11 protein-coding genes and 1 tRNA gene are annotated in these 12,353 nt (G+C 65.2%); 8 read left to right on the top strand and 4 right to left on the bottom strand.

Going from position 1 to position 12,353, the window contains the following annotated elements:
* The first annotated feature begins 56 nt into the window (after positions 1-56).
* Complete coding sequence (gene rho / locus A0U93_RS08700) at positions 57-1,346, top strand: transcription termination factor Rho (protein ID WP_077807010.1); 1,290 nt, start codon at positions 57-59, stop codon at positions 1,344-1,346.
* A 47-nt stretch (positions 1,347-1,393) separates the two neighbouring features.
* Here rho and A0U93_RS08695 read toward each other — a convergent pair whose 3' ends face one another.
* Together A0U93_RS08695 and A0U93_RS08690 are read right to left on the bottom strand one after the other, a co-directional pair.
* Positions 1,394-2,026 (bottom strand): hypothetical protein, encoded by a 633-nt coding sequence (locus A0U93_RS08695; protein WP_077807009.1) that lies wholly within the window; start codon positions 2,024-2,026, stop codon positions 1,394-1,396.
* Between the two features lie 140 nt (positions 2,027-2,166).
* Positions 2,167-2,616 carry a methylated-DNA--[protein]-cysteine S-methyltransferase gene (locus tag A0U93_RS08690; RefSeq protein WP_077807008.1) on the bottom strand — a complete coding sequence of 150 codons (450 nt, stop codon included), beginning with the start codon at positions 2,614-2,616 and terminating at the stop codon, positions 2,167-2,169.
* A 21-nt stretch (positions 2,617-2,637) separates the two neighbouring features.
* Between A0U93_RS08690 and mnmE the strand changes: the two genes are divergently transcribed.
* The 6 genes from mnmE to A0U93_RS08660 all read left to right on the top strand — a co-directional run bounded on the left by mnmE (position 2,638) and on the right by A0U93_RS08660 (position 8,213).
* The gene (mnmE, locus tag A0U93_RS08685) at positions 2,638-3,933 is read left to right on the top strand and encodes a tRNA uridine-5-carboxymethylaminomethyl(34) synthesis GTPase MnmE (protein ID WP_174807261.1); all 1,296 of its coding nucleotides are present in this window, start codon (positions 2,638-2,640) and stop codon (positions 3,931-3,933) included.
* Positions 3,934-3,942: 9 nt separating this feature from the next.
* Complete coding sequence (mnmG, locus tag A0U93_RS08680; protein ID WP_077807006.1) at positions 3,943-5,799, top strand: tRNA uridine-5-carboxymethylaminomethyl(34) synthesis enzyme MnmG; 1,857 nt, start codon at positions 3,943-3,945, stop codon at positions 5,797-5,799.
* Entirely contained in the window at positions 5,796-6,377 is a 582-nt protein-coding gene (gene rsmG / locus A0U93_RS08675; protein ID WP_077807005.1) for a 16S rRNA (guanine(527)-N(7))-methyltransferase RsmG, read from the top strand. The genes mnmG and rsmG overlap by 4 nt, the downstream gene beginning before the upstream one ends.
* On the top strand, positions 6,367-7,161 hold the full coding sequence (locus A0U93_RS08670; protein ID WP_077807004.1) for a ParA family protein: 795 nt from the start codon (positions 6,367-6,369) through the stop codon (positions 7,159-7,161). Before rsmG ends, A0U93_RS08670 begins: the two co-directional genes overlap by 11 nt.
* 3 nt (positions 7,162-7,164) lie before the next feature.
* Entirely contained in the window at positions 7,165-8,049 is an 885-nt protein-coding gene (locus A0U93_RS08665) for a ParB/RepB/Spo0J family partition protein (RefSeq protein ID WP_077807003.1), read from the top strand.
* An 88-nt stretch (positions 8,050-8,137) separates the two neighbouring features.
* A tRNA-Lys gene (locus A0U93_RS08660) sits at positions 8,138-8,213 on the top strand.
* 126 nt (positions 8,214-8,339) lie between these two features.
* Here the strand turns inward: A0U93_RS08660 and A0U93_RS08655 are convergent.
* Positions 8,340-9,011: a histidine phosphatase family protein gene (locus A0U93_RS08655; RefSeq protein ID WP_077807002.1), complete on the bottom strand. Its 672-nt coding sequence runs from the start codon at positions 9,009-9,011 to the stop codon at positions 8,340-8,342.
* On the bottom strand, positions 9,008-11,071 hold the full coding sequence (locus A0U93_RS08650) for a hypothetical protein (protein ID WP_077807001.1): 2,064 nt from the start codon (positions 11,069-11,071) through the stop codon (positions 9,008-9,010). The genes A0U93_RS08655 and A0U93_RS08650 overlap by 4 nt, the downstream gene beginning before the upstream one ends.
* 214 nt (positions 11,072-11,285) lie before the next feature.
* Between A0U93_RS08650 and rfbB the strand changes: the two genes are divergently transcribed.
* Complete coding sequence (gene rfbB / locus A0U93_RS08645) at positions 11,286-12,341, top strand: dTDP-glucose 4,6-dehydratase (protein ID WP_077807000.1); 1,056 nt, start codon at positions 11,286-11,288, stop codon at positions 12,339-12,341.
* The last annotated feature ends 12 nt before the right edge of the window (positions 12,342-12,353 follow it).

The following is a 12,353-nucleotide window of genomic DNA, read 5'->3' as shown; positions in this document are numbered from 1 at the left end:
TTCGTCCTTCCCCGTGTCTCTGGATTCACCGACCAGCCAATTTCAAGGCACCCTTCATGCATCTCGCCGACCTCAAGGCAAAATCCCCCTCCGATCTGCTCGCTTACGCGGAAAGCCTGGAGATCGAGAACGCATCGTCCATGCGCAAGCAGGACATCATGTTCGCCATCCTCAAGACCCTGGCCGATAACGACCAGGCGATCTACGGCGAAGGCACGCTGGAAATCCTGCCCGACGGGTTCGGCTTCCTCCGCTCCCCGGAAGCCAACTATCTCCCCGGCCCGGACGATATCTACATCTCGCCGACCCAGGTGCGCCGCTTCGGCCTGCGCCCCGGCGACACGGTGGAAGGCCAGATTCGCGCCCCGCGCGACGGCGAGCGTTATTTCTCGCTGCTCAAGGTCAACACCATCAACTTCGAGGCGCCGGAATCCGTCCGCCAGCGCATCAACTTCGATAACCTGACGCCGCTCTACCCCGAGCGCCGCCTGAAGATGGAAGTCGAGCCGACCGGCCCGGTCGAGGCCCCGGCGAAGGGCAAGAAGGACCAGCGCGACTACACGCCGCGCGTCATCGATCTCGTCACGCCGATCGGCATGGGCCAGCGCGCACTGATCGTCGCTCCGCCGCGCACCGGCAAGACCGTGATGCTGCAAAGCATCGCCTCCTCGATTTCCGCCAACCATCCGGATGTCTTCCTGATCGTCCTGCTGATCGACGAGCGACCGGAAGAAGTGACCGACATGGCCCGCTCCGTGCGCGGCGAAGTCGTCTCCTCCACCTTCGACGAACCCGCCACCCGCCACGTGCAGGTCACGGAAATGGTGCTGGAAAAGGCCAAGCGTCTGGTCGAGCACAAGCGCGACGTCGTCATCCTGCTGGATTCGATCACGCGTCTGGCCCGCGCCTACAACACCGTCGTGCCCTCGTCGGGCAAGGTGCTGACCGGCGGTGTGGACGCCAACGCCCTGCAGCGCCCGAAGCGCTTCTTCGGCGCGGCGCGCAACATCGAGGAAGGCGGCTCGCTGACCATCATCGCGACCGCGCTGATCGATACCGGCTCGCGCATGGACGAAGTCATTTTCGAAGAGTTCAAGGGCACCGGCAATTCCGAGCTCATTCTCGATCGCAAGCTGGCCGACAAGCGCACCTTCCCGGCCATCGACATCACCAAGTCGGGCACGCGTAAGGAAGAGCTGCTGGTCGATCGCGGCACGCTGTCGAAGATGTGGGTGCTGCGCCGTATCCTCGCGCCGATGGGCACGATGGACGCAATGGACTTCCTGCTCGACAAGCTCAAATACAGCAAGTCGAACCAGGACTTCTTCGATGCGATGAACAACTGAAGACAGAAAGCCCGGAGCCAGAAACTCCGGGCTTTTTTTATGCGCGATCAGCGCGTCGGGCGTGCCGGGGCGTGATCGTCGGAACGGGTCTGTGGCCTGTTCTCCGCCGGGTCGCGTGGCGATTGCAGGGTGGGGTCCAGCAATCCCCCATGCGTCGGCTCGACATAGGAAAAAGCGTCGTTGCCATGCATGGCGCGTTGCGCGCGCGTCTTTGCGGCCTGCACCATGGCACCCAGTGAGCCCTGGGGGCTGAACTGGTCGCTGGAGACGGGAGTCAGGCCTTCCACGATCGGCGATGACTCGTCCTTTACCGGGCGGCTTTGCATCTGGCTCGGCGCGTGATCGTTGAGGATATGCTTCACGATATAGGTCGCGACCGAGTCCGCCGTCAGGACCGTCACGGCCACCTGTCCGCCCTTCCGGGCCTGTTCGTAAAGCGCGTTGTGCCGCGCGCGCTCCTCATCCGTCGTGTCCTGCCGGTCGTTCAGCAGCCACGACCAGACGCTCGCCTTGCGGTGGATTTCCGTGCCGGGGTCCGGCTCGCCGTCGATGCGGGCATTGGCGTCGAGCGCATACTGGCGAATGCTCTCGGGCCGGACATCGTTGCCCAGCAGATCATCGGTCGCAGCCTGAGCGCCGGCCAGTGAATCGAAGAAGGCGATGAAGAGTTCGTTTGCCATGACCAGATCTCCCACATGGGGGCATCGATGCACCCCGGGATTGGTGGTAATGGCCCCAACGTCACAGCGGTCATGGAAGATGCACCGGGCCGGTCCGAATTCATCCGATATCCCGAAGACGTGAAAGGAACCCGCCGCGGTCAGTCGTCGAAATACCCCTCGAGGGTCAGCAGGATGCGCTTGTCGTCGAGCCCGCCCATGCCGGAATAACCGCCCAGCCCCCTGGCGCCCAGAACACGGTGGCAGGGGATGATGATCGGGATCGGGTTCGCGCCCATCGCACCGCCAACGGCGCGCGCTGACCCGCCAACGCGGGCAGCCAGGGCCTGATAGCTGGTGGTCGTGCCATGCGGGACCGTCTGCAACGCCTGCCAGACACGTTGCCGATAGGCAGTGCCGAATGGTGCGAGCGGCAGGTCGAAAACAACGGCCTCGCCATCGAAATAGCGATCCAGCATGTCACGCGCGCGCAGCAGGAGCGGCGTCTCCGCCTGATCCCGGCCCCATCCCCAGTCGAGGGCGACGATATGGCCCTCGTCCTCGGAAATCGTGAGGGGACCGAGCGGAGAATGAAGGGAGAGTTGTGGCATGAGATGGGTTATAGCATCGGCATGACCGATGATCGAACGAGGAACGCGGGCGGACCCGTCATTTTCGCCGTCGCCACAGGCATGGGCCGTGCGGCGATCGCCGTCATGCGTGTCAGCGGCGAAGGGTGCGGGACGATCCTGCGCGCTCTTTGCGGAATGCTGCCCGAGGCAAGGCGTGCAAGCTTCCGACCGATACGATACAGAAACGAAATACTCGATGAAGCCGTGGTGCTCTGGCTGCCGGGTCCGCGCTCCTATAGCGGGGAGGACAGCTTCGAACTGCATCTCCATGCCGGTCCGGCCATCATCGAGGGCGTGTCCCTGGCCCTGACCGAACTCGGCGCGCGTCCCGCCGAACCAGGCGAGTTCACGCGCCGCGCCGTGCAGGCCGGGCGTCTGGACCTGTTGCAGGCGGAAGCCGTGGCCGATCTTGTGGAGGCGGAAAGCGCGGCCCAGCGTCGACAGGCCCTGTCGCAGGCGGATGGTGCGCTGAGCCGCCTGTATCAGGAATGGGCGGAACGTCTGCGTCGCCTGTTGGCGCAGCAGGAGGCGCTGATCGACTTCCCGGATGAAACCCTGCCGGATGCGGTCGAAGCCGCGCTGGAAGCGGAGCGTGCCGCGTTGCAGGCCGAGATGGCCTTGCATCTGGCCGACCAGCGGGGCGAGCTTGTGCGGCGCGGCATCACGGTCGTGATCGCCGGCGCGCCGAACGCGGGCAAGTCCAGCCTGCTGAACGCCCTGGCGGGTTACGACGCAGCCATCGTGACGCAACGTGCGGGCACGACGCGCGATGCGATCGCCGTGGACTGGATTCTGGATGGCATCAAGCTGCGGCTGATCGACACGGCAGGTCTGCGAGAGACCGAGGACGAGATCGAGGCAGAGGGTATTCGCCGCGCGATGTTTCACGTGAAACAAGCCGATCTCGTCGTGCATCTGTATGCCGATGAGCGCCCGGCGCCGCTGCTGCCGGATGCCATCATCGTGCGCAACAAAACGGACCTCGCACCCGCGCCGGAGGATGTGCTAGGCATCAGCGCCACGACCGGCGCGGGGCTCGATACGCTGCGCGATCTTTTGCGTGAGCGGATTCGCACACTCATGTCCGGGGCGGGCGTGCCATTGACGCGGGCGCGCCATCGGGCCGGCATTCAGGAGGCGGCGCAGCATCTCGCACTGGCGTCGGAGGCCGAGTGGGCCGAGTTGAGGGGCGAGGAGTTGCGTCTGGCCATGCGGGCGTTGGGTCGTCTCACCGGGCAGGTCGATGTCGAGTCGTTGCTGGATGTGGTGTTCGGTCAGTTCTGTATCGGGAAGTGAGGTCGTGTTGTGAGCGCGTATGATGTGATCGTCATCGGGGGCGGCCACGCGGGTTGCGAAGCCGCCGCGGCGTCGGCGCGTGTCGGTGCGCGTACGCTGTTGTTGACCCAGAACCTGGCCACGATCGGCGCGATGTCCTGCAATCCGGCGATCGGCGGCGTCGGCAAGGGACATCTGGTGCGGGAGATCGACGCGCTGGATGGCCTCATGGGCATTGCCGCGGATCGCGCGGGCATTCACTTCAAGCTGCTCAACCGCTCCAAGGGACCGGCCGTGCAGGGTCCGCGCGCGCAGGCCGATCGCTCGCTGTATCGCCGCGCCATCCGCGATCTGCTCGATGAAACGGCCAATCTGGAACTGCGGGAAGGCGAAGTCACCGACCTGCGGATGGACGGCGCGCGCGTTGCCGGGGTCGTTCTCGCGGATGGAACGGAAATCGCCGCGCGCAGCGTTGTGTTGACGAGCGGCACCTTTCTGCGCGGTGTCATTCATATCGGTCATGTGCAGGAGGAAGCCGGGCGCGTCGGCGAGCGTCCGGCGGCGGCACTGGGGCGCAGGCTCGAAGCATTGGGCCTGCGAATGGGGCGCCTGAAGACCGGTACGCCGGCCCGTCTTGCCCGGGACAGCATCGACTGGGAAGCGCTGGCCCCGGACCATGGTGATGCGACGCCGGAACCGTTCAGCACGCTGACCACGCGGATCGACAACCCGCAGGTGGCCTGCCGGATCACCACGACCACGCCCCGAACGCACCAGATCATCATCGACAATCTGACCAGATCGGCCATGTATGGCGGTGCGATCGCCGGGCGGGGGCCGCGATACTGCCCGTCGATCGAGGATAAGGTGGTGCGGTTCGGCGAGCGGGACGGGCACCAGATCTTTCTCGAACCGGAAGGGCTCCCCGGTAATCCGGGCGGCGATCTCGTTTACCCGAACGGCATTTCCACAAGCCTGCCGGCCGATGTGCAGGCCCTGATGATGGCCTCGATCCCCGGGCTGGAGAAAGCGCGCATCGTCACGCCGGGCTATGCGGTGGAATACGATTACGTCGATCCGCGAGAGCTCGACCCAAGCCTCGAATTGCGGCGTCTGCCGGGGCTGTATCTTGCCGGGCAGATCAACGGCACCACGGGGTATGAGGAGGCTGGGGCGCAGGGGCTCATGGCCGGTCTCAACGCCGCGCGCGCCAGCACCGGTCAGGCCCCGATCGTGTTTGAGCGGAGCGAGGCCTATATCGGCGTGATGCTCGATGATCTCACATTGCAGGGAATCACCGAGCCCTATCGGATGTTTACCTCGCGTGCCGAATATCGGCTGATTCTGCGCGCCGATAACGCCGATCTCCGTCTGACGTCGCGCGGTATTGCGGCGGGATGCGTGGGGCAAAAACGTGCGGCGGCTTTTGCGGCCGAGAGTGCGGCGATTGACGATGCGATGCATCGTGCGGAAGCGGAAGCCCACACGCCCGCCGCGCTGCGCGATGCCGGCATGGCCGTGTCGCAGGATGGGCGTCGCCGGAGCCTGCGTGACGTTCTGGTCGCACGGGCGACGCCCGAGGTGCTCGACCATCTGGCGCCATGGTTCGCCGGATTGCCCATGCGCGTTCGACGGCATGTCGAGACCGAGGCGCGATATGGTGGGTATCTTCAGCGGCAGAGCCGGGAAATCAGACAACTGGCGAATGAAGCGCAAATGGTGTTTCCGCAGGATATGGACTACGCGGCGATCGGCGGGTTGAGCAATGAGATGCGCGAGCGGCTGATGGCGGCGCGCCCGACAAATTTTGCCGCCGCACAGCGCGTGCCGGGTGTGACGCCTGCCGCACTGGTGGCACTTCTGGCTCATCTGCGGTGCGCGGCATGAGGGATGTTTCACGTGAAACGTCGGCGCGGCTGAATGTGTTCGCCGAACTTCTGGTGAAGTGGAATGCGCGGATCAATCTCGTCAGTCCTCGCGACATCGAGCATCTCTGGCCGCGCCATATCGAGGACTCGCTGCAACTTGCGCCGATGATCCCGCAGGGGAGCCGCGTCATCGACCTTGGATCGGGCGGGGGGTTCCCGGGCATCATCGTCGGTATCGCGTCGGATGCCGAAATGGTGCTGGTCGAATCCGACCGCCGAAAGGCGGCCTTCCTGCGTGAGGCTGCCCGCGAATGCGGTGTGAAGGCGCAGGTCCTGGCCCAGCGGATCGAGACGTTGGATCTCGATCCGGCGCCGTTCGTCACTGCGCGTGCGCTCGCGCCGCTGCGCGTTCTGCTGGGTTGGACGGCGCCGTTGCTTTCGCCGAACGGCGTTGCGTTGTTTTTGAAGGGAAAAAACCTCGCGGGCGAGTTGACCGATGCGGAAGCGGACTGGCACATGAGCCACACGATTTTGAACAGCCGCACCGATGGCCAAGGTGCGATTATTAAGGTGAGCGACATCCGGCGTGTCGAATAAAGAAAAGAGCAAGGCGGCGCGCATCATCGCCGTCACGAACCAGAAAGGCGGCGTCGGCAAGACGACGACGGCGATCAATTTGGCGGCGGCATTGGCCGTGAAACAGCGTGTGCTGCTGGTCGATCTCGACCCGCAGGGCAATGCCTCGACGGGGTTGGGCGTCGGGTATGATCAACGCCAGACCGGGACCTATGCGGCGTTGATGCAGGAAGTGCCGGCGAGCGATCTGCCACGACGGACCGAGCTGGATAATCTCGACATCATCACGGCCGATAACGAACTGGCCGGTGCCGAGATCGAGCTGATTGCCGGGGACAGGCGGGAATATCGTCTGCGCGAAACGCTCCGTGCGCTCGACAGTCGTTACGACGTGATCCTGATCGACTGTCCGCCAAGCCTGGGGTTGCTGACCCTGAATGCGCTGGTGGCCGCCGATGGCGTGCTCGTCCCGTTGCAGTGCGAGTTCTTCGCCCTTGAGGGGATCAGCCAGTTGGTCAAGACGGTAGAGCGGGTGCGGCGGGCGTTCAATGCCGATCTGCATATCGCGGGCATCGTGCTGACCATGTACGATCGGCGCAACAATCTGTCCGAACTGGTGGCGGCGGATGCGCGCAGTTTCTTCGGCGAGCAGGTGCTGGAGACGCTGATCCCCCGCAATATCCGCATATCCGAGGCGCAGAGCCATGGTTGCTCCGTGTTGCAATACGATCGGCGCAGTAGCGGGGCCGCGGCTTATCTGGCATTGGCGGATGAAGTGACGGCGCGTTCGGAGAAAGGGGCGTAGGGCATGGCGAAGAAGGAGTCGCCGCGTTTGGGGCGCGGGTTGGCAGCGTTGTTGGGTGAGCAGGCAACGCAGCTTGCCAAGGTTTCGCGCCAGGCGCCGGAGGCGGCGCAGTTTTCTTCGAGCCTGCCGATCGACCTGCTGGAGCCGGGTCCGTTCCAGCCCCGGCTGGACATGAATGAGGAGCGCCTGTCCGAACTTGCGGATTCGATCCGCAGTCGTGGTGTTTTGCAGCCGATCCTTGTCCGGCCGAACCCGGAGAAGGATGGTCGTTTCCAGATCATCGCCGGTGAGCGGCGTTGGCGGGCGTCGCAGCTTGCGGGTCTGCACGAGGTGCCGGTGCATGTGCGCCCGCTCGACGATGCCGATGCCATGGCGGCGGCGTTGGTGGAGAATCTCCAGCGGGCCGATCTGAATGCCATCGAAGAAGGCGAGGGATTGCAGCGCCTGATGAGCGATTTTGCGCTCACGCAGGAGGAACTGGCCGGTGCCGTGGGCAAGTCGCGCTCGCATATCGCCAATACGCTGCGTTTGCTGAACCTGCCGGAAGCGGTGCGTGCGTTAGTGCGTGACGGGTTGTTGAGTGCCGGGCATGCCCGTGCACTTCTGTCCCATCCGGACCCGGTGGCGGCGGCGCAGGTGGTGATCGCCCGGCAGTTGAACGTGCGGCAGACGGAGGCGCTCGCGCAGCAGGCGCCGAAGGAGAAGGCGCGTGTGGAGGCGACGCCGCGCGATGGAGAGATCCTGCAACTGGAGCGCGATCTGTCGAGCCGGTTGGGGCTGAAGGTGCATATCCAGTTCGATGGCAAGGGCGGTTCGCTGCGGGTGGATTATCGGACGCTGGACCAGTTCGACGGCATTCTGCGTCTGCTCAATCCCGAGTATAAATAATTTCCGTTTCGGCGACGGAAACTTCAAAAATAGGGGTTGAGCCCGGTGCGGAGGGCTGTTAAAAGCCCGCTCATCGGAACGGGGCTATGGGCACATAGCTCAGTTGGTAGAGCAGCTGACTCTTAATCAGCGGGTCCAAGGTTCGAGCCCTTGTGTGCCCACCATGCCCCGCTCCGGTTTTTCCTTTGAAAATGATGTTTTTGTTCTGTCTGGCTGTTTCGCCTGAGCGATCTGCCGTGCCGTCTGGTCATGGCCCCCGTTGGGGTGGGACCATGGGCGCGAGCCTGTTTTCAGTCGGCGATGGTGGGCAGTTCGTTGACGGCGACGACGCGCCAGAGCGGGCCGATGCGTTCGATGATCGAGAGCGAGAGATTCTGGATCGAGAAGCGCAGGGCGGTGTCCGGATGGATTTGCAGCGCGTGGGCGAGCGCGGCGCGGATGGCGCCGCCGTGGCTGACGATGACCGTGTTGCGGCCGTCGTTGCGATCCGCGATGTCGTCCAGCGCATGGGCGACGCGGGCGCAGACGTCGAGCATGCTTTCGCCGCCGGGTGGGCGTTCGGTCGCGGAGGTTGACCAGAAATGATGGGCTTTCTGCCGGAGCTTGCCGGGCAGGTCGCCGTGCGGCAGGTCGTGCCAGTCGCCCATGGATTGCTCGATGAAGCGGGGTTCGATGGTGAGGTCGCGCGGGCCGTAGCCGGCGTCGAAGATGGCCTGCGCCGTCTTGTGCGTGCGCGTCAGGGGGGAGGCGATCCATTCCGCGTCGACGGGCAGGCGGCGGCCCAGGGCGGCATAATAGGGACGCTGGAGGCCGAGTGTCTCCGTGCAGAGATCGACGTCCAGGCTGCCGTAGAGGCGCAGGCGGGCCGCCGGTTCGACGAGGGCGTGCCGGATGAGCCAGAAGCGGGTTACGCCGTCGGGCAGTTGCATGGAATCGAGAAAATGGCCGTGTGGTTGGGTCATGAGAGCTTTCGTTCTGGATTGACGGGTGCGTAGTGCGGGACGGGATCGATGCTGTGCAGCCGGTCCCAGTGCTCGCGGATCAGGGCGATTTTTTGCAGGGTCTGTTGTGCGTCGGCGAGTTCGCGCGTCAGGCGAGCTTCGTGGTTGAGGCCGGCATGGGACGGCTCGCCGGAGACGAGGCGCGCGCCGGCGCACAGGCGCAGGGCGCCGGCCAGCCGGTCGGGCCCGAGTTCCGGTGTGTTGACCGGCACGGGCTGGCCGAGATGGCAGAGGCGGGCGGCGCAGTCTCCGGCGAGCCAGGGCGAGAGGTCGGCATTGAGCCAGCGGTGCAGGCGTCGGGCGTCTTCCAGTTCCAGCGGCTGGTGGGGCTGGTGCGGGTCGCGGATCAGGAATGACAGGATGGTCGGCACGTCGTCCCAGACGGGTCGGCCGTCGATCGGTGGGCGGTCGAGTTTCGGCGGTTCGAGCAGGGTCAGGTCGGGGTGGTTGTCGATCGCGGTGCGCCCGGCGTCTAGGAAGCGTTGCAGTGTCGTGCGGATGTGGTCTGGCGGGCAGGCGGCCAGGGCGTTCATTTCGGCCAGTGCCGCATGCCAGCGCAGGGCGAGGCCGAGATTGGCGCCGTCGTCCAGCGGGTGGTTCGGGTGCAGTCGGGGCCATTCGCCCCGATGGGCGTAGGCGCGCAGACCGGCCGGCAGTGTTGCGTGGGCGAGTTGCGTAACGATGGCCGGTGGCAGGAGCACGGCGCCGCAGAAGGGTGGCCCGGTGAAGAACTTGGAGCCGGTAATCATCACCATGATGCCGCGCGCGACCATGTCGCGGATGCGGGTGGGTTCGAGGCGGGCCTGGCAGGCGTCCACGACGATATCGAGATGGTGGGCGTGTCGCGCTTGCAGCGTGTGCAGGCAGGCGGCGCTGGGGCCGATCAGGCCGGTTTTGGACATGTCCAGCTGATGCAGCACGACATGGCGGCCCTGGGCGATTTCCTGCGCGATGGAGGCGATGCATTCGGCGTCGATCTCCGCGAGGCTGCGCGGTGTGCCGTCGTCCTGCCGGATGGGGATGCCGATGAGGCGTGTATCCTGCGGGAAGCCGTCGATGAGTTGGCCCTTGCCGACGCTGTGGCCGTTGGCGGCGTCCGCGGCGAAGTGGCGTCCGGCGGCGGCGAGGGGCACGCCGCTGCCGGTTTCGTCCGGGGCGACGAGGATGTTGGTGATGGGACGGCCATCGGCGTGGCTTGCGGCGATGGCGAGGACGGCGAGTTCGCAGTCCGTGCCGGAGGCGGCGAGGAGGACCTGCTCGGGGTTGTCGAGGCTGTAACATCGGGCGATGCCGCGACGGGCGGCCTGCACGATGTTCTGGCGGGCGTCATCCGGCGGTGTGTCGTGCAGGAGGGCGGCGACCATGGTGCGTCGGGCGTTTTCCGCGCCGCCGAAGCCGCGTTCGGAAAGGGAGGACGCGGTGGATGAGGCGAAGGTGATGGCCCAGGGGCGGGGACGGTGCGAGCAGCCGTAGCGGTTGAGGCCGGTCTGGGGATCGACTTTCAGGCGTGCGTCCCCGCCTTCCGCCATCAGGGATTCGGTGGGGCCGAGATGGGGCCATGCGCGGGCGAGCCGGCGGGATAATGTTTCGGTATCGATACTAATTGATGCATCGGGCAGGGCGGCGGCGAGGAGGGGCCAGAGCCGGGCGAGGGTTTCGGGATCGGGCGGGGTGTCCTGTCGCAGCGGGGCGAGCCAGGGGAGCGTGGGGGCTGGTGCGGGGTTGGCGTCCAGGTCGTGGAACAGGGCGGCGATGCGGGCGGCGGTGAAGACGGCGAGGGGTGCGTCGATTTCCGGTGTGTCGTGGCGCAGGCGGCCGAGTTCGATGGCGTGGCGCAGGATGGTGGCGGCGAGTTCGGGGTGATCCAGCGTGGGGCGGCCGAGGCGAATCCGGGTATCGGCGACGCGGAAGGGGATGGGCAGGGTGGATTCGAGGCGGATATCGAGGGGCCCGGCGATGGTGCGCAGGTCGGGCCGTTCGAGTGTATCGAGGAGGGATCGTGTGAGGTCTTCCGCCAGCATGGATTTTCCCTTCCGTCCGTCGGCGCGCAGGCCGGGTGAGCGCCGTGTTTGCCAGTGGTCTAAAGCAATCGTCCGGATCGGGCGAGGGGGTGTTGCAGGTTCGGCGGTGAGGTGCAGGAGGGTTGGTTGCTCTATTGTCCCGAGCCTGTAGTATGCGTGTTGCGGTTCAACATCGATGTTTGCCGACCGGATGCTGTCGGGATGAGGTTTGTAGATGCGAATATTGTTGACGGGCGGTTGCGGGTTCATCGGGTCTGCCGTGGTCAGGCATCTGATACGGCATACGGACCATAGCGTGGTGAATGTTGACTGCATGACCTACGCGGCCTCCGAGGAGACGGTGGCCGAGGCGGCGTCGAGCGGTCGTTACGAGCATGTTCGGGCGAATATCGTCAATGGCGTCGAGATGTCGCGGCTGTTCGAGACGTATCGTCCGGATGCGGTGATGCATCTGGCGGCGGAGAGCCATGTGGACCGTTCGATCGACGGGCCGGGTGTGTTCGTGCAGACCAATGTCGTCGGCACCTATTCGCTGCTGGAGGCGGCGCGCAAATACTGGAACGGTCTGGATGCGGACGGGCAGAAGGCGTTCCGCTTCCATCATATCTCGACGGATGAGGTGTTCGGGCATCTGGAGCCGAACGACCCGCCGTTCACCGAGACGACGCCCTACGATCCGCGCAGCCCGTATTCGGCGTCCAAGGCGTCTTCCGATCATCTGGTGCGGGCGTGGTATCATACCTATGGCCTGCCGACTTTCGTGACGAACACCACGAACAACTATGGCGTCTGGCACTTTCCCGAGAAGCTGATCCCGCTGGTGACGATCAATGCCATCGAGGGCAAGGAGCTGCCGGTTTATGGCAAGGGCGAGAACATCCGCGACTGGCTGTTCGTCGAGGACCATGCCGAGGCGCTGGTGCTGGCGGTGGAGCGTGGCGAGCCGGGCGAGACCTATGCGATCGGCGCGCGCCAGCCGCGCACCAATCTGCAGGTGGTCAAGGCGATCTGCGGCATTCTGGACGAATTGCTGCCCGATCCGGCGGGGCCGCGCGAGCGCCTGATCCGTTATGTCACGGATCGGCCCGGGCATGATTTCCGCTATGAGATCGATCCGAGCCATGCGGAGCAGGCTCTGGACTGGAAGGCGAAGCACGATTTCGAGACGGGCATTCGCAAGACCGTGCAGTGGTATCTCGACAACCGCGCCTGGTGGGAGAGCATTCGCGCCCGGCGTTATACGGGCCAGCGCCTGGGGACGAACGCCTGATGCCGACGACAC

The organism is Neoasaia chiangmaiensis (genome assembly GCF_002005465.1).
GTDB lineage: Bacteria > Pseudomonadota > Alphaproteobacteria > Acetobacterales > Acetobacteraceae > Neoasaia > Neoasaia chiangmaiensis.
Note: the sequence above shows the minus strand (reverse complement) of the source record. Positions and strands in the feature narration are given on the sequence as shown.